Genomic DNA, 16,162 nt, shown 5'->3' on the forward strand with positions numbered 1-16,162 from the left:
ACGTGGCAGAACAGACAGCGTCCGCGTCCGCGGACATACCGGCGCCCGGTCCCGCGCGGCGCGCCCCCGAGTCCGGCTCCACCCCGGCTCCCGCCCACCGGCCCACGTCCGACGCGGCCGTCGTGCGCGACGCCCTGGGCGTCGGCATCGCCGTCGGGCTCTCCGGCTTCGCCTTCGGGGTCACCTCGGCGGGCGCGGGCCTCACCGTCCTCCAGACCTGCGCGCTCAGCCTGCTGGTCTTCACCGGCGCCTCGCAGTTCGCGCTGGTCGGCGCACTCGCGGCGGGCGGCAATCCGCTCACCGCCGCCGCGGGCGCGTTCTTCCTCGGCGTACGCAACGCCTTCTACGGGCTCAGGCTGTCCCAGCTGCTGCGGCTGCCGGGGCCCGTACGCCCGTTCGCCGCCCAGTGGGTCATCGACGAGACCACCGCCGTCGCGCTCGCCCAGCCCACCCGGCGCGGCGCCCGTATCGGCTTCACCGTCACCGGGGTCACGCTCTACGTCCTGTGGAACCTCACCACCCTGGGCGGTGCGCTGGGCGCGGACGCCCTGGGCGACACCAACGCCTGGGGGCTCGACGCCGCAGGACCCGCCGTCTTCCTCGCCCTGCTCGCGCCGATGCTCCGTACGGCCACCGAGCGGGCGGTCGCGGGCATCGCCGTCGTCCTGGGGCTCGGTTTCCTCCCCGTGCTGCCCGCCGGTGTCCCGGTGCTCGTCGCGGCGCTGGCCGCACCCGCCGTCCTCTGGCTCCAAGTCCGCAGGCTCGGCGCCCGTCGGAAGGGATCGGACCGTTGACCATCTGGATCGCTGTCGGCGCGACCGCCGTCGGCTGCTACCTCGTCAAACTTCTGGGCCTGCTCGTGCCCGCGGGCGCGCTGGAGCGCCCTCTCGTCCAGCGGCTGTCGGCCCTGCTGCCCGTGGCCCTGCTCGCCGCGCTGACCGCTCAGCAGACCTTCAGCGCGAATGGCGCACTGGTGCTGGACGCCCGGGGCGCGGGGCTCGCCGCGGCGGCTCTCGCGCTGGTGCTGCGCGCCCCGTTCCTGGTGGTCGTGGCGGCGGCGGTGGCCGTCACGGCGGGCGTGCGGGCACTTGGCGGCTGAAGCCCGGCGGAGTGCCGGCCGCACTCTCCGGCCGCACTCTCCGGGGGCGCGATACTGGTGGCATGCGGTTGACGATTTTCTGGGAGCGCATGGCGGACCACTTCGGGGCGGCCTACGCCGACTCCTTCGCCCGTGACCATGTGATGGCGGAGCTTGGCGGTCGTACGGTGCACGAGGCGCTGGAAGCCGGCTGGGAGGCGAAGGACGTCTGGCGCGGGGTCTGCGTCGCCATGGGGATTCCGCCCGAGAAGCGCTGACGCGCGGGCCGGGGGCCGTCCCAGGGAGCGTGGGGCGGCCCGGAGCGACGCGGAGACTTCGTAGGCGATGTGATTTCGTCCGGCTGCGGGGTCGGTTGTCCGAGCGGTAGGCGACACTTGCCCAGTGGCACCGACCGACAACTCCGCACCGGACCTCCCCTCGCCGATCCCTCCGCCGGATCCCGGACCGGACACGCCTCCCGGGGCGTCTTCGACGGCTCCTTCGGCGGCCCCTTCACTGACGGCTCCCGCGGGCTCTTCCACGAGCTCCCCGGGTGCGCCGGTGCCCCCTGCGGGCAGTGACGACCAGCGGCGTCAGATGCCCCGCTGGCTGCCGCGTGCCATGGTCCTCGCGCTGGCGCTCATAGCCTGCTTCCAGCTCGGCAGCTGGGCGTTCCACCAGCTCATCGGCCTGCTGATCAATATGCTGATCGCGTTCTTCCTGGCGCTGGCGGTCGAGCCCGCCGTGAGCCGGATGGCGGACCGCGGGATGCGGCGTGGACTCGCCACTTTCCTGGTCTTCTTCGCGGTCCTGATCGTCAGTGCCGGCTTCGTGGTGATGCTCGGCTCCATGCTGGCGAGCCAGATCATCGAAATGGTCGATTCCTTCCCCCAGTACCTCGACTCGGTGATCAACTGGATCAACGACACCTTCCACACGGAGCTGTCCCGGGTCGCCGTCCAGGACAGCCTGCTGCACTCCGACTGGCTCCAGCGGTATGTCCAGAACAGCGCGACGGGTGTCCTGGACATCTCCACCACCGTGCTGGGCGGGCTGTTCCGGCTGCTGACGGTCTTCCTGTTCTCGTTCTACTTCGCGGCCGACGGGCCCCGGCTGCGGCGCGCGCTCTGCTCCGTACTCCCGCCGGCCCGGCAGGCCGAAGTACTGCGCGCCTGGGAGATCGCCGTCGTCAAGACCGGTGGCTACCTCTACTCGCGCGGGCTGATGGCCCTCATCTCAGGTGCGGCGCATTACGTCCTGCTGGAGATCCTCCGGGTGCCGTACGCGCCGGCGCTGGCGATCTGGGTGGGGCTCGTCTCCCAGTTCATCCCGACGATCGGCACCTATCTGGCGGGCGCCCTGCCGATGCTGATCGCCTTCACCGTGGACCCCTGGTACGCGCTCTGGGTGCTCGGATTCGTGGTGTTCTACCAGCAGTTCGAGAACTACATGCTCCAGCCGAAGCTGACCGCCAAGACCGTCGACATCCACCCGGCCGTGGCCTTCGGGTCGGTCATCGCGGGTACGGCGCTGCTGGGCGCGGTCGGCGCCCTGATAGCGATCCCGGCGGTCGCCACGCTCCAGGCGTTCCTCGGGGCGTATGTGAAGCGGTACGACGTGATGGACGATCCGCGCGTACACGGCCGCAGAACGCGCGACAACGTGCCGCTGCTGCGCCAGATACGCCGCGTACTGCGCACGGACACTCGTACGGACACAGGCATGCGCACGGAGGCACGCACAGAGGCGCGGACAGACACGAGCACGGACACGAGCACGGACACGAGCACGGACACGAGCACGCGCACGGACACAGACAGGGACGACGGGCAGTCGTCGCAGCCGTAGGAGGACGGCGGACGACCACCGCGCCGGCGGGTCAGAGATAGGACGGCCCGGTCACCCGGTGCCGGAAGGTGCGCCACAGCCATGCCTGTGCGGCGACCAGCAGCGGGGTGATCACCAGCAGTACGGGCACGAGCAGCGCGAGCGTCGCCCTGTCCGCGGCCGACTCGTACAGCGGCAGCGGGCGCCCGGCGAGCAGGGGCAGCGCCGCCATCAGTACGGCGGTCAGCGCCAGGGACTGCGCGGGACGCGTACGCCCCATCAGCCGCCGGGCCCGTTCGTAGGGCGCCCCGGTCAGCCGTACGGCGGCGAAGCCCAGCCCGTGTACGGCGAAACACGCGGCCACCGCGAGAGCCGTGAGCACCGCCGCCGGGCCCGGCGCCGGTGTCCCGGGACTTCCGGAGAACAGCGCCATGAGCAGCCATCCCCAGGACAGCGCGACCGTCCAACTCCCGCACACCACCACGCCGTCGCACAGCGCGCGCCATACGGAAGAACCGCCGGGCGCACGCCCGCGCAGCCACAGGCCCGAGTCCCGTAGGACCCACCCGATGAGCAGCGGTACGACCACCACGAACTGGCCGCTCAGCACCACCCCCTCCAACTCGGGGAAGCAGCCGATGAGCACTCCTGCGGTGGCCACCAGCCAAACCTCGTTGCCGAGGAAGAAGGGGGCGAAGGACGCGATGACAAGGCGTCGTTCGGACTCGTCGCGACCGAGATACGGCAGCATCATGCCGGTCCCGATGTCCGCGCCGCCGAGGACGAAGTAGCCGGCGACGAAGAAGCCGAGCAGAGCGATGGCAAGGGTCTCCACAGCGGCTCCTCAGTAGCGTGTGGCGGGCAGGGGGCCGGCCGCGCCCGGCTCGTTCCCGTCCGTACGGTCATCACCCGCGGTGCGTTCGTCATGGCCGAGCCCGGACTCCACGGGACCGAGCCGGGCATGGCGCCAGAGCAGCCGCGCGTTGACGACGGCCAGCAGGACGAAGAGCGTGGTGAACGCGATCAGGGAGGTACGCATCGCGGTGGGGGACAGCTCCGAGACCGCGTCCCGCGTCCGCAGCACCCCGTACACCACCCAGGGCTGCCGGCCCGCCTCACGGAAGACCCAGCCGCTGATCATCGCGAGATAGGGCAGCGGTACGGACGCCATCAGCACCAGATGCCAGAGCCGGAAGCGCAAGACCACTTTCCGGAAGCAGCCGAGCACCGCACCGGCCACGCAGAGGTACATCATCAACGCGAAGGCGATCAGCATCACCAGCGCGCCGCCGCGCGTCCACACCTCGGAGGGTACATAGTCCCCGGGCCCGAACCGGGCGGCCAAGTCTGTCTGCAACTGCGCGATTTCGGCCGTCTTCTGTTGGAACACAGCCGATTTCATGGGTTGCAGCTCGGCGAGCGACGCCAGTTGCACACCGCCGAACCCCGCGGTCACCACCAGCGCGGGAAGGGAGACGAACACCCCGATCCGCAGGCTGCGCCCGAAGAACTCCCACTCCGGCGTGCGCCGGAAGAGGTGGTACGCGCTGACGCCCGCCATGAAGAAGCCGGCGGTCAGTAGCGACCCGGCCAGAATGTGGCCGAAGGCGAGCAGCGCGCTCGGGTTGGTGAGCAGGGCGCCCACATCGTCGAGGACCGCCTGACCGTCCTCCATCCGGTGCCCCACCGGATGGTTGAGGAAGCCGTTGGCGACCAGGATCCAGTACGCCGACAGATAGGCCGTCAGCGTGACCACCCAGATCAGCGCCAGATGGACCCATGTGCCGAACCGGTTCCAGCCGAAGATCCACAGCCCGAGGAAGGTGGACTCGACGAAGAAGGCGACGATCGTCTCGACGGCCAGCGAGGCGCCGAGGACATTCCCCACGTCATGGGTGAGCCCGCTCCAGCTCAGTCCGAACTGGAACTCCATCACGATGCCGGTGACGATCCCGACCGCGTAGTTGATGACGTACAGCTGACCCCAGAAGCGCACCATCCGCGCGTGCAGCGGACGTCCGCTGATCGCGGCCCGTGTCTGGACGCACGCGACGATCGTCGCCAGGCCCAGGGTCAGGGTGACGAACAGAAAGTGCCCACCCGCGGTGAGGGCGAACTGGAGCCGTGCGAGATCGAGGGTTTCCGTGGACACGGAACCACTCGCGCCGGTGAGGAGATCTGCCACGCCCGACAGCATGGGCGTACGGCTCGCGGCGCCGCGTCGGCCCCCGGAGGACACCTGGCATACCCCAGGAGTCGCGGGTGAACCGGGCGGCGTACGCCGGAAGTTGCGGGCCCGGCCGCTTACCGGCTCCTGGGCCGTCCTACCCCGGTAGGGGGCCCGCCATGATGGCTACGCGAGCCAGCCCGGGGTGATCATCCCCGACTCGTACGCGAGGATCACCAACTGCGCCCTGTCCCGCACCGACAGCTTGGTCATGATCCGGCTGACATGGGTCTTGGCGGTGGCCGGCGAGAGCACCAGCCGCTGCGCGATCTCCTGATTGGACAGCCCCGCCCCCACCAGGCCCATCACCTCGATCTCCCGCTCGGTCAGGGCGTTCAGCCGGGGGCTCGGGTCGGGCTTCTTGCTCCGTCCCGCGAATTCGGCGATCAGCCGGCGTGTGACGGCCGGGGCGATCAGCGCGTCGCCGCGCGCCACCACCCGTACGCCATGCAGCAGTTCCATCGGCTCGGTGTCCTTGACCAGGAAGCCGGAGGCGCCGGCGCGCAGCGCCCCATAGACGTAGTCGTCGATGTCGAAGGTGGTGAGGATGACCACCCGTACCCCGTCCAGGCGCGGGTCGCCGAGGATACGGCGCGTGGCCTCCAGACCGTCGAGTCCCGGCATCCGGATGTCCATCAGGACCACATCGGGGCGCATGTCCCGCGCGAGGGCGATGGCCTGCTCGCCGTCGGACGCCTCGCCCACCACCTCCATGTCGTCCTCGGAGTCGAGGATGGAGCGGAAGCCGGCCCGTACGAGCGTCTGGTCGTCGGCGAGCACCACGCGGATCATTGAGTCCCCCTTACTTCAGTGACAGCCTCAGCTCAGTGTCGGCTTCAGCGGCAGCCGGGCCTCCACCCGGAAGCCGTCGGCCGTGTTCCCGGCGGTCAGTTCGCCGCCGAACGCCTTCGCGCGCTCGGCCATGCCACGGATACCGCTGCCCGAGAGGCCCGGCCTGGAGCCCGCTCCCGGCAGCGCGTTCGGGCGCAGTGCGGCCCCCTCGTCCGCGCCCTGGCCGTCGTCGTCGATCCGCAGCCGTATGTCCGTGGCGCCGTACGAGATGGTCACCAGCGCGCTGCGGGCGTCCGCGTGCCGGGTCACGTTCGTGAGCGATTCCTGCACGATCCGGTACGCGGCCAGGTCGACCGGCGGCGGCAGCGGGCGGGAGTCGCCCTCCGTACGGACGCGGACGTCGACGCCCGTCGAGCGGGCCCGCTCGACCAGTTCGGCCAGCCGGTCGAGGCCGGACGCCGGCGCGGTCGGCGCCGCCTCGTCGGCCCGGCGCAGCACACCGAGCGTGTCGCGCAGTTCGCGCAGGGCCTCCTTGCTGGTGGCCTTGACCGCTTTGAGCGCCTCTTCCGCGGCGGCGAGCGCGACCGGATGCTCCGGCTTCTTGCTCAGCCGGTGGAGCGTCGCGCTCGACTGGACATTGATCAGCGAAATGCTGTGGCCCAGGATGTCGTGGAGTTCGCGGGCGATCCGCAGCCGTTCCTCGGTGGCGCTCTGCCGCGCCCGCGCCTCCTGCTCGCGTTCGGCTGCCAGGGCCCGCTGCTCGGCCTCGTGGAGATAGGCGAGCCGGGTGCGCTGGGCGCGGCCGATCGCGACGAGGCTGATCAGCCAGCCGGCGAGCATGGCGACGGAGACATCGTCGATCTGGCGGTGACCGGAGTTCATGACGACCTCGCCGAAGCCCACGGTGAGCAGGGTGACGGCCGCGAGAGCGACCGAGACGGTGAAGTGTCCTTCGGCGGACAGCGTGTACAGCGCGAGCGCGAACACAGCCAGCGCCGGGCCGTCGGTCACGCTCACCGGGTAGTAGATTCCGCAGGCCAGCAGCGTGATCACGGCAACGGTCACCGGGCTGCGCCGCCGGAAGTACAGGGCTCCGCAGCCGATGCCGATCAGCGCCCAGCTGATCGCCGCGCGGACGGGAGGCTCGCTCCCGGACGCCATCCGGACCAGCGTCGAGACGATCACGACGGCGGTGACGAGATGCGTCATCGCGACATCGGCGGCGCGCGAGGACAGCCGGCCGCCGCGGACGGACGAGGGGAGCACCATGCGAGGAAGGATAGGCGCGGCCGGGCGCCCCGGCCGGTGGTGTACCGGCCGGGACTTCGGACTTACCGTCCGGCTCCCGGAGGGGCCGGAGGCTCAGAGCAGGTCGGCGTACTGGTTCCAGCCGCCGCTGCCGATCTTCACCCGGGCCTTCAGGGGCGCGGACGCCTTGCCGGTGCCCGCGTAGAAGTACAGCTCGCCCGCCGAGTTCGAGGCCAGCAGGTCGGCGACGCCGTCGCCGTTGAGGTCGCCGGGGGCCGCGATGTTCTTGTACTGGCTCCAGCCCGCGCCGCCGATCTGCGCCTTCGCGCCGAACGGTGAACCGGCCTTGCCCGTACCCGCGTACAGATACAGGCCGCTGGAGCTGCGCGCGAGGAGATCGGCGCGGCCGTCGCCGGTGAGGTCACCCGCGCCGACGATCTTGTTGAACTGCGACCAGCCGCTGCCGCCGATCTGGACGCGGCCCTTCAGCGACATGCCCGTACCACTGCCCGCGTAGAAGTAGAGGGCGGTGGAACTGCGGGCCAGCAGATCGCTCTTGCCGTCGCCATTGAGATCCCCGGGGCCGATGACCAGGTTGTACGACTTCGAGCCGCCCGCGATCTCCGGGTCGGACGAGGCGTAGGCACCGGCGTTGTACAGATGGCCGTCGTACGTGCTGTGCTCGATCAGGTCCGAGCTTCCGTTCGCGCGCAGCGACACCGCGTGGGTCAGCCGGACCAGCGAACGGTCCCAGCCGTCGCCTATCAGGTACTTCGAGGTGAGCCGGCCGGTGCCGGTGGTGCCGTAGTAGTAGAGCGTGCCGCCGGAGGTACGGGCGAAGACGCCGGCCTTGCCGAAGTGCGGCCGGTTGCCCGCGCCCGCGAACTGGGTCGCCAGGCCCCAGCCCGTGCCGACCTGCTCCCGGGCGGCGAACGTGCCGTTGCCGTTGCCCTCGTAGAAATAGAGGGTTCCGTCGTACGCGCGGGCCACCAGGTCCGGGGTGCCGTTTCCGCTGTAGTCCGTGCCGCCGACCAGCTGGTTGTACTGGCTCCAGCCGGCGCCGCCGATCTGGATCCGGTCCTTGAACGGATAGCCGGTACTGCTGCCGTTGCCGGGGTAGACGTACAGCCCGGTGGCGTTGCGCGCGAGGAGATCGGCCAGACCGTCGCCGTTGACATCGTCCACGCCGACCAGCTGGTCGAACTGGCTCCAGCCGGCGCCGCCCACCTGGATCCCGGCCTTGAAGCCCTTGCCGGTGCCGGGGAAGAGGAACAGCCCCGAGGAGCCGCGGGCCAGCAGGTCCGGCGTGCCGTCACCGGTCAGATCGCCGGGGACGACCAGCTTGTCGTACGCCTGCCAGCCCGTGCTGAGCGTGGTGTACGAGGTCATGCCGCCGTAGAGGGTGGAGTTCGCCCCGCTGTGCAGCCGCAGCGAGCCGGTGGGCGTCACGGTGAGCAGGTCGGCCTTGCCGTCGCCGGTGAGGTCGCCGGGCAGCAGCAGGTCCTTGACCTGGGAGTCGTCCGCGGAGATCACGGCCGCGCCGTCGGAGCCCCAGTCGGCCCAGACCTCGCCGTAGTCGGTGCGGTACACCAGATCGCCATAGCCGTCGCCGTCCATGTCGCCGCGCTGCGCGGGGGTGCCCGCCGCGGTCCGCCCGGCGGCGAGACGGCGGTCCTGGCCCTTGGCGGCGTCCGCGCCGTCGCGGCCCGGGAGGCTGAAGGCCGGCCGGGTGGACGGCGGAACAGGAAGGGTGACGGCGCCGTGCGGTCCGGTGCCCGGCGCATCGGCCGCCGAGGCCGTGGTGACCATCAGCGAACCGCTCACCAGCAGCCCGGCGCAGCCGAGCACGGCCGAGCGGGCGATCCTGCGGGGCCACTCGGCCCCGGGTCTTGCGTGGACGGACATCCTGCCTCCAGTGAGGTGTGAAGGGGCCCGGGGATCAGCGGCGGCACACGCCGGGCACGGCGGTGCGCGGGTCGCGTGGCGTCAGATGGTGTCGCACCACTGGAATCGTCGTTGGAGTGCCGTCGGCCCATGGCACGACGGGAACCGCCCCCACGGTGATGGAACTGCCCCCCCACAGCGATGACGCCCTCCCCAGGTCGTGAGGTAGGTGTATCCGGCCGCGGGTTCTGTCGGCAAGTCAGTTGTGAAGTCCCGGTGGATATTTTGTTAACCAAGGCAGGGAAAGGGGTGAATTGTCGTGCGGGATCGGGTCCGTGGGCGGCGGTCTTGTGGGGCCGGTCGCCTGCTTGACGGGTGTGCCGCGTGGTGCGCTTGACAGCAAAATCGAACATCCATTCTGATGGATGACTGCCGGTGGTTCCCGGGACCGGTCGGCAGGTGCGGTGCGGTGGGCTGTCCGCAGGTGGGCTGTCCGCGGAGGCGGGCCGGTGCGGTGGACCGGCGGAGTTTTCCACAGGCCGGGAGGGCGTCGGGACGCGTTGTCAGTGGCAGGGGATAGCGTCTTTGACGTGAAGCGATCGACTCAAGCAAATCGGGTGGAACCCATGGCAGGAACCGACCGCGAGAAGGCGCTCGACGCCGCTCTCGCACAGATTGAACGGCAATTCGGGAAGGGCGCGGTGATGCGCCTCGGCGAGCGGCCGAACGAACCCATCGAGGTCATCCCCACCGGGTCGACCGCGCTCGACGTCGCGCTCGGCGTCGGCGGCCTGCCGCGCGGCCGTGTGGTGGAGGTGTACGGGCCCGAGTCCTCCGGTAAGACGACCCTGACGCTGCACGCGGTGGCGAACGCGCAGAAGGCCGGCGGCGCGGTGGCCTTCGTGGACGCCGAGCACGCCCTCGACCCCGAGTACGCGAAGAAGCTCGGCGTCGACATCGACAGTCTGATCCTGTCCCAGCCGGACAACGGCGAGCAGGCGCTCGAAATCGTGGACATGCTGGTCCGCTCCGGCGCGCTCGACCTCATCGTCATCGACTCCGTCGCCGCCCTGGTGCCGCGCGCGGAGATCGAGGGCGAGATGGGCGACTCGCACGTCGGTCTGCAGGCGCGGCTGATGAGCCAGGCCCTCCGGAAGATCACCAGTGCGCTCAACCAGTCCAAGACCACCGCGATCTTCATCAACCAGCTCCGCGAGAAGATCGGCGTGATGTTCGGCTCGCCGGAGACCACGACGGGTGGCCGCGCGCTCAAGTTCTACGCCTCGGTGCGTCTCGACATCCGTCGTATCGAGACCCTGAAGGACGGCACGGACGCCGTCGGTAACCGCACCCGCGTCAAGGTCGTCAAGAACAAGGTCGCGCCGCCCTTCAAGCAGGCGGAGTTCGACATCCTCTACGGCCAGGGCATCAGCCGCGAGGGCGGCCTGATCGACATGGGCGTGGAGCACGGCTTCGTACGGAAGGCCGGCGCCTGGTACACGTACGAGGGCGACCAGCTCGGCCAGGGCAAGGAGAACGCGCGCAACTTCCTCAAGGACAACCCCGATCTCGCCAATGAGATCGAGAAGAAGATCCTGGAGAAGCTGGGTGTCGGCGTGCGGCCGGACGCGGCGGCGGCCGAGTCCGCGGCGGCCGCGGCGGGTGCTCCGGCGTCCGCGGAGGACCCGGCGAAGTCCGTGCCCGCTCCTGCCTCCAAGGCCAAGTCGGCCAAGGCGGCCGCGGCCAAGAGTTAGCTCGTCCCGTGCCTTATGCGAAGAGGCGGCGGACGGAAAGGCCGGGCGACAGCTCCGACCCGTCGAGGGCCGGGCAGGAGCTGTCGCCCCAGGATCCGGCGGAGCGGGCGCGGGCGATCTGTCTGCGCCTGCTCACCGGGACGCCCCGTACCCGCAAACAGCTGGCGGACGCGCTGGCCAAGCGGGAGATCCCGGAGGACGTGGCGCGGGAGGTGCTCTCCCGCTTCGAGGATGTGGGGCTGATCGACGACGCGGCGTTCGCGGACGCCTGGGTGGAGTCCCGGCACCACGGCCGGGGCCTGGCCCGGCGTGCGCTCGCCCGTGAGCTGCGTACGAAAGGGGTGGACGCCACCCTGATCGACGAGGCGGTCGGGCAGCTGGACTCCGACCAGGAGGAGGCGACCGCCCGCGAGCTGGTCGCCCGCAAGCTCCGCGCCACCCGAGGTATGGAACGTGACAGAAGGCTGCGCAGGCTCGCGGGCATGCTGGCCCGCAAGGGCTATCCGGAAGGCATGGCGCTCAGGGTGGTCCGACAGGCGCTGGAGGAGGAAGGGGAGGACACCGAGGGGCTGGACGAGAACTTCCACTAGGCCGGGTCCGGCCGGCCAGACCGCAGACGCCGGGCCGTACGACGGGGGCAGGTCTGGGGGAGTGGGGCCGGGCGGGTGCTCCGGATCCGTCCGATCGATGTGACGGCGGCCAGGCGACGATCAAGCCCGGAGGCGAGGCCCGGAGTCCAGGCCCGCCCGTTTTACGCCGTGTCCCCGGCCTCCGCGCCGTCCCCGGCCGTGACAACCGGCAGGCCCGCCGCCTTCCATGCCTGGAATCCCCCGACGAGGTCGGTCGCGCGGTGCAGTCCCAACTGCCGCAGGGACACCGCCGCGAGGCTCGACGCGTACCCCTCGTTGCAGATCACCACCACCCGCAGATCGTGGCTCGTGGCCTCCCGCGCGCGATGACTGCCCTGGGGGTCGAGTCGCCACTCCAGCTCGTTGCGCTCGACGACCAGTGCCCCCGGGATCAGTCCGTCGCGCTCGCGCAGCGCCGCGTACCGGATGTCCACGAGCAGCGCGCCGTCCGCGGCGGCCCCGGCCGCTTCCCTCGGTCCTATTCGGTCCAGGTCCGCACGGACCCGTTCCAGCAGCTCATCGATCCCCACGCGCTCGATCGCCAAACGCTCGGTCATGGCCTGGTCCGTCACGGCCCGCTCCGTCACTGCCACTCCTCGGGGCGCTCGACCTGCTCAAGGCGGAGCACGGCGCCCGTGCGGCTGTAGCGCCGCATCAGCGGCAGCGGCGGATAGTAGGCGTGTACGGAGATGGCGTGCTCGGCCCCGGACTCATTGCGCACCTCGTGCACATGGTGCCTGCCGAACGCCCGGCCCTCCCCGGCCGTCAACTGCCGCTCGCGGTCGACGCCTTCGGCCAGTTCCAGGGTCTTCCACCCCTCGGTGGGCAGTCGGGCCGCGAGCGAGTCCTCCTTGAGGGTGCCCGACGCCGTGGCGAACGCGCCGTGCGAGCCGCCATGGTCGTGCCAGCCGGTTCCCGTGCCCGGCGGCCAGCCGATCAGCCATGCCTCGCTGCCCGCGGGACCGTTGAGCCGGATCCACGTACGGCCCTCGGGGTCCAGCGGGAGCGAGGAGACCAGCTCGGCGTCGGCCGCGCTCCTGCGGACGAAGTCGAGCAGCTCGGCGGGGGTCGGCCCGGCGGCCGAGGGCGTTGCGGCACCACCACCGGCGTCGGCGGTGCCGGATGCGGGGGTACGTACGGGGAGAGACATGGTGACCGTCCTGGGATGTTCGCGAAGAGGTGCCGTCGCGGCGCCGCGCGACGAGCGTGTGAAGGCAGAGGGGCGAATCAGCAGGACGGGCGACACACGCAGCCCGCATAGCGGACCAAGTCCATATGGACTCTCCGCCACAGGCGCACATCGGTGTCGGTCACGTCCCGGAGTACACCATGCGAGCCCGCGACGGTCAATCGATGTTCGCAGTGTGGGCAGGATGTGTGGTCAGGGGGCTTCCGCAGGAACCTCCGTCGGTGCGGAAGGACTGCCTCCGCGCGCCGCGTCCGCCGCCGCGTAGAGAGCGGCGGGGCGCACCCCACCGAAGGCCGCCACCAGATGCCCGTCCGGCCGCACCAGCAGCACCGTGTGCGCGGAGGCTCCCGGGTACGCCTCCGTGACCAGCAGCTCGGCCCGTACCGGCAGGGCGGTCACCGCCGCCGCCAGCCGCGGCATCACCCCCGCCGTCAGCCAGTGCCGCCGGTCCCACACCCCGGTGCCCGGCGCGACCAGTACCACCAGGTGCAGGCCACGGCCGAGCCGGTCCCCGAGCCGGGAGATCGTACCGTCGGGCGCGGTCACCCGTACGTCCTCGGCGGGGGCGCCGGGGGGCGTACCCACGGCCGTCTGCGCCTCGGCGTGCGGAGGCGCGAGGGGGGAGTGCGGATAGGCGGGCGGTGCCCCCAATGGTCCGTGCCCGAGATGCCCGTCGGCGAGCAGGGTGTCGTGCCCGCGTGTGGCGCCCGGCATATACGTACGCAGTCCGCCGCCGCCCCGCAGTATCGGCAGCGACTGGTCGGCCGCGCGCAACCGGGCGGCGACGGCCGTACGCCGCTCGGCCTGGTAGCTGTCCAGCAGGGTCTCCGACGCCCCGTGGTGCCAGTCCTCGGCGATCTTCCAGGCGAGATTGCTGACGTCCCGCAGCCCTTCGTCGAGGCCCTGCGTGCCCACCGCGCCCAGCAGATGGGCGGCGTCCCCGGCGAGGAAGGCCCGTCCGGCGCGCCAGCGCCTGGCCAGCCGGTGGTGCAGGGTGTAGACGCCCGTGTCGAGCAGTTCGTACGGCGGTGTCTCGCCGCACCAGCCGGCCAGGGTGTCCCGTAACCGCGTCACCAGCGCGTCGGGCGTCACCAACTCGCCCCGGGAGGGCAGCAGCCAGTCGAGCCGCCACACACCGTCCGCCAGCGGCCTGGCGGACACCTCCTCGCCGCTGCCGGACCAGGGCGGCTGCCGGTGCAGCAGCGCCTCGCCCGGCCAGGGCAGCTCGGCGCGGAGCGCGGCGACGGCATGCCGCTCCACCGCCGTACGCCCGGGAAACCGGATGCCGAGCAGCTTGCGGACCGTGGACCTCGCGCCGTCGCACCCCACCAGATGGCTGCCGCGCCACCAGGTCGCGTCGGGACCGCGGGTGTGCACGGTGACTCCGCGGGCGTCCTGCTCCAGCGAGTCGAGCCGGTTGCCGGTGACCACGCGCACCAGTTCCTGACCGGCGATGGCGCTCCGCAGCCCGCGCGAGAGGGCGTGCTGGGGGATGTGCAGGGGCGCGGGGGCGTCCTCGCCGAGCGGCAGCTCCCGCATGAGCTGCTTGCGCCGCATCAGACGCCAGCCGGTCCACCGCGCGCCCTCATCACCGAGGGTGGCACAGCCCAGCCGCGCCATCAGGGCGGCGGTGTCGGGCCGCAGTATGGCGGTACGGGCCGGACGCGGATCGTCCGTGCCGGTCCCCTCGTCCAGGACGACGGAGGGGACACCCTGCGCGGCGAGGGCCAGTGAGAGCGCGAGACCGACGGGGCCCGCGCCGGCGACGATCACCGGGTCCACGGCGCGACCCCTCCGGCCCGTGCGGTCATACGGTCAAGGGCGGTAGGAGCCCGGTGCGTGATCACAGAACGTATGCAACCGACTGGGGGTCCTTGCGTCAAGCGACGGTCTGGGCGGCGCGTACGCCGTCCAGACCCGCCAGTCCCGTCCGACTCAGGTGCCGCTGCCGTCCCCGGGGCCGGCCGGGGCGCTGACCTGTTGTGGCCCATCCGCGCCGAGCACCGCGCCCGTGCTCTTCTTGCCCCGGCGCAGCCGCTGCTCCAGCCAGCTGGCGAAGGTGGTGAGGATGAAGTTCAGCACGATGTAGATCAGCGCGATGACGACGAGCGTGGCGATGGTGTTGGCACCGTAGTTCGCGGTGATCGTGCGGTTCTGCGAGAGCAGCTCGGACAGACCAAGGATCGCGCCGCCCAGCGCGGTGTCCTTGACGATCACGACGAGCTGGCTGACCAGGGCCGGCAGCATCGCCGTCACGGCCTGCGGCAGCAGCACGTACGCCATGGTCTGGCCCTTGCGCATACCGATCGCCTTCGCGGCGTCGGTCTGGCCGTTGGGCAGCGTGAGAATGCCGGCGCGGACGATCTCGGCGATGACCGAGGCGTTGTAGAGCACCAGGCCCGTCACCACGGCGTACAGCGGCCGCATGTCGGACGAGACATTGGTGAACTGCGCGTACGCCGTGGCGGCGAACACCATCATCAGCAGGACGGGGATGGAGCGGAAGAACTCGACGACCGCGCCGACCGGTACCCGTACCCAGGAGTGGTCCGAGAGCCGGCCGATACCGAGCAGCGCGCCGAACGGCAGGGCTATCACGATGGCCAGCGCCGCCGCCTTGAGGGTCTCACCGAGCCCCGGCAGCAGATAGGTCGTCCACACCTCGGCGTCCGTGACGAACGGGCTCCACTTCTCGGACGCCAGCTGGTTCTTGTCGGCCATCTGCACCAGCACCCACCAGGCGGCGAGCGCGAAGACGACCAGGAACACGATTGTGTAGAGGATGTTGCGCCGCTTGGCGCGCGCACCGGGGGTGTCGTACAGAACGGACGTGGCACTCATCGCTTCACCGCCACTCGCTTGCTGACCCAGCCCAGAAGCAGACCGGTCGGGAGGGTGAGAACGACGAACCCGAAGGCGAACATCGCGAACACCGCGAAGAGCGCGCTGGTTTCGTTCTCGATCATTGTCTTCATCAGCGCCGACGCCTCCGCGACACCTATCGCCGCGGCGACCGTGGTGTTCTTGGTCAGCGCGATCAGCACGTTGGCCAGCGGCGCCACGACGGAGCGGAACGCCTGGGGGAGCACGATCAGCCACAGCACCTGGAAGAAGCTCAGCCCCAGGGCGCGGGCGGCTTCGGCCTGGCCCACGGGCACGGTGTTGATACCGGAGCGCAGGGCCTCGCAGACGAAGGTGCTCGTGTAGGCGATCAGCCCCAGTACGGCCAGCCGGAAACCGATGGACTCGAAGTCCCCGCCGCCGAGCGTGATCTGGAGAGTCTGGCCGAGCCCCAGCGAACAGGCGACGAGGACGACGGTCAGCGGGGTGTTACGGATCAGATTGACGTAGGCGGTACCGAAGGCACGCATCAGCGGCACGGGACTGACACGCATCCCGGCCAGCAGCGTTCCCCATATGAGAGAACCAACTGCGGAGTAGAGGGTGAGCTGCACCGTCACCCAGAAGGCGCCGAGCAGGTCGTACTGCCCGGAATCAAGAAAGTCGAACACGATGCCCCGCGCTCTCCCCTGG

The 16,162-nt window shown here is 70.9% G+C and carries 16 protein-coding genes and 1 pseudogene; 6 read left to right on the forward strand and 11 right to left on the reverse strand.

Annotated features, from left to right (window positions below):
* The first annotated feature begins 2 nt into the window (after window positions 1-2).
* From ACFRKB_RS30850 to ACFRKB_RS30865, 4 genes are all read left to right on the forward strand, one after another.
* Window positions 3-794, forward strand: a complete 792-nt coding sequence (locus ACFRKB_RS30850; protein WP_383109900.1) for an AzlC family ABC transporter permease — start codon at window positions 3-5, stop codon at window positions 792-794.
* Window positions 791-1,099 carry an AzlD domain-containing protein gene (locus tag ACFRKB_RS30855; RefSeq protein WP_383109901.1) on the forward strand — a complete coding sequence of 103 codons (309 nt, stop codon included), beginning with the start codon at window positions 791-793 and terminating at the stop codon, window positions 1,097-1,099. The genes ACFRKB_RS30850 and ACFRKB_RS30855 overlap by 4 nt, the downstream gene beginning before the upstream one ends.
* Window positions 1,100-1,161: 62 nt before the next feature.
* Complete coding sequence (locus ACFRKB_RS30860) at window positions 1,162-1,356, forward strand: DUF3046 domain-containing protein (protein ID WP_030350089.1); 195 nt, start codon at window positions 1,162-1,164, stop codon at window positions 1,354-1,356.
* A 319-nt stretch (window positions 1,357-1,675) separates the two neighbouring features.
* Complete coding sequence (locus ACFRKB_RS30865) at window positions 1,676-2,926, forward strand: AI-2E family transporter (RefSeq protein WP_383109947.1); 1,251 nt, start codon at window positions 1,676-1,678, stop codon at window positions 2,924-2,926.
* Between the two features lie 31 nt (window positions 2,927-2,957).
* Here the strand turns inward: ACFRKB_RS30865 and ACFRKB_RS30870 are convergent, their stop codons facing one another.
* From ACFRKB_RS30870 to ACFRKB_RS30890, 5 genes are all read right to left on the reverse strand, one after another.
* Complete coding sequence (locus tag ACFRKB_RS30870; RefSeq protein WP_383109902.1) at window positions 2,958-3,740, reverse strand: cytochrome d ubiquinol oxidase subunit II; 783 nt, start codon at window positions 3,738-3,740, stop codon at window positions 2,958-2,960.
* Window positions 3,741-3,749: 9 nt separating this feature from the next.
* Window positions 3,750-5,090, reverse strand: a complete 1,341-nt coding sequence (locus ACFRKB_RS30875) for a cytochrome ubiquinol oxidase subunit I (protein WP_383109903.1) — start codon at window positions 5,088-5,090, stop codon at window positions 3,750-3,752.
* 168 nt (window positions 5,091-5,258) lie between these two features.
* Window positions 5,259-5,924 carry a response regulator gene (locus tag ACFRKB_RS30880; protein ID WP_383109904.1) on the reverse strand — a complete coding sequence of 222 codons (666 nt, stop codon included), beginning with the start codon at window positions 5,922-5,924 and terminating at the stop codon, window positions 5,259-5,261.
* Between the two features lie 27 nt (window positions 5,925-5,951).
* Window positions 5,952-7,193, reverse strand: a complete 1,242-nt coding sequence (locus ACFRKB_RS30885) for a sensor histidine kinase (RefSeq protein ID WP_383109905.1) — start codon at window positions 7,191-7,193, stop codon at window positions 5,952-5,954.
* Window positions 7,194-7,286: 93 nt separating this feature from the next.
* Window positions 7,287-9,077 carry an FG-GAP repeat domain-containing protein gene (locus ACFRKB_RS30890; RefSeq protein WP_383109906.1) on the reverse strand — a complete coding sequence of 597 codons (1,791 nt, stop codon included), beginning with the start codon at window positions 9,075-9,077 and terminating at the stop codon, window positions 7,287-7,289.
* A 605-nt stretch (window positions 9,078-9,682) separates the two neighbouring features.
* On the opposite strand from ACFRKB_RS30890, the gene recA reads away from it, so the two are divergent.
* Window positions 9,683-10,810 carry a recombinase RecA gene (gene recA / locus ACFRKB_RS30895; RefSeq protein WP_383109907.1) on the forward strand — a complete coding sequence of 376 codons (1,128 nt, stop codon included), beginning with the start codon at window positions 9,683-9,685 and terminating at the stop codon, window positions 10,808-10,810.
* A pseudogene (gene recX, locus ACFRKB_RS30900) lies at window positions 10,714-11,400 on the forward strand (recombination regulator RecX); the annotation flags it as partial. The gene recA and the pseudogene recX, both read left to right, overlap by 97 nt.
* Before the next feature lie 161 nt (window positions 11,401-11,561).
* Here the strand turns inward: recX and ACFRKB_RS30905 are convergent.
* The 6 genes from ACFRKB_RS30905 to ACFRKB_RS30930 form a co-directional block, all read right to left on the reverse strand.
* Window positions 11,562-11,996, reverse strand: coding sequence for a rhodanese-like domain-containing protein (locus tag ACFRKB_RS30905; protein WP_383109948.1), 435 nt, complete (start codon window positions 11,994-11,996; stop codon window positions 11,562-11,564).
* Between the two features lie 26 nt (window positions 11,997-12,022).
* Window positions 12,023-12,589, reverse strand: a complete 567-nt coding sequence (locus ACFRKB_RS30910; protein ID WP_383109908.1) for a cupin domain-containing protein — start codon at window positions 12,587-12,589, stop codon at window positions 12,023-12,025.
* Between the two features lie 77 nt (window positions 12,590-12,666).
* On the reverse strand, window positions 12,667-12,714 hold the full coding sequence (locus tag ACFRKB_RS30915; RefSeq protein WP_309506048.1) for a hypothetical protein: 48 nt from the start codon (window positions 12,712-12,714) through the stop codon (window positions 12,667-12,669).
* Window positions 12,715-12,820: 106 nt separating this feature from the next.
* Entirely contained in the window at window positions 12,821-14,410 is a 1,590-nt protein-coding gene (locus tag ACFRKB_RS30920) for an FAD-dependent monooxygenase (protein ID WP_383109909.1), read from the reverse strand.
* A 153-nt stretch (window positions 14,411-14,563) separates the two neighbouring features.
* Entirely contained in the window at window positions 14,564-15,469 is a 906-nt protein-coding gene (locus ACFRKB_RS30925) for an amino acid ABC transporter permease (RefSeq protein ID WP_383109910.1), read from the reverse strand.
* Window positions 15,466-16,140 carry an amino acid ABC transporter permease gene (locus tag ACFRKB_RS30930; protein ID WP_383109911.1) on the reverse strand — a complete coding sequence of 225 codons (675 nt, stop codon included), beginning with the start codon at window positions 16,138-16,140 and terminating at the stop codon, window positions 15,466-15,468. Before ACFRKB_RS30930 ends, ACFRKB_RS30925 begins: the two co-directional genes overlap by 4 nt.
* Window positions 16,141-16,162 lie beyond the last annotated feature (22 nt).

This window comes from Streptomyces scopuliridis, from assembly GCF_042790125.1.
GTDB classification, from domain to species: domain Bacteria; phylum Actinomycetota; class Actinomycetes; order Streptomycetales; family Streptomycetaceae; genus Streptomyces; species Streptomyces scopuliridis_A.

Bases quoted from the DNA above. Each gene is read 5' to 3' on its own strand.
- ACFRKB_RS30860 (WP_030350089.1), top strand. From the start codon at position 1,162: ATGCGGTTGACGATTTTCTGGGAGCGCATGGCGGACCACTTCGGGGCG.
- ACFRKB_RS30865 (WP_383109947.1), top strand. From the start codon at position 1,676: ATGCCCCGCTGGCTGCCGCGTGCCATGGTCCTCGCGCTGGCGCTCATA.
- ACFRKB_RS30880 (WP_383109904.1), bottom strand. From the start codon at position 5,924: ATGATCCGCGTGGTGCTCGCCGACGACCAGACGCTCGTACGGGCCGGC.
- ACFRKB_RS30885 (WP_383109905.1), bottom strand. From the start codon at position 7,193: ATGGTGCTCCCCTCGTCCGTCCGCGGCGGCCGGCTGTCCTCGCGCGCC.
- ACFRKB_RS30890 (WP_383109906.1), bottom strand. From the start codon at position 9,077: ATGTCCGTCCACGCAAGACCCGGGGCCGAGTGGCCCCGCAGGATCGCC.
- recA (WP_383109907.1), top strand. From the start codon at position 9,683: ATGGCAGGAACCGACCGCGAGAAGGCGCTCGACGCCGCTCTCGCACAG.
- ACFRKB_RS30905 (WP_383109948.1), bottom strand. From the start codon at position 11,996: ATGACCGAGCGTTTGGCGATCGAGCGCGTGGGGATCGATGAGCTGCTG.
- ACFRKB_RS30910 (WP_383109908.1), bottom strand. From the start codon at position 12,589: ATGTCTCTCCCCGTACGTACCCCCGCATCCGGCACCGCCGACGCCGGT.
- ACFRKB_RS30925 (WP_383109910.1), bottom strand. From the start codon at position 15,469: ATGAGTGCCACGTCCGTTCTGTACGACACCCCCGGTGCGCGCGCCAAG.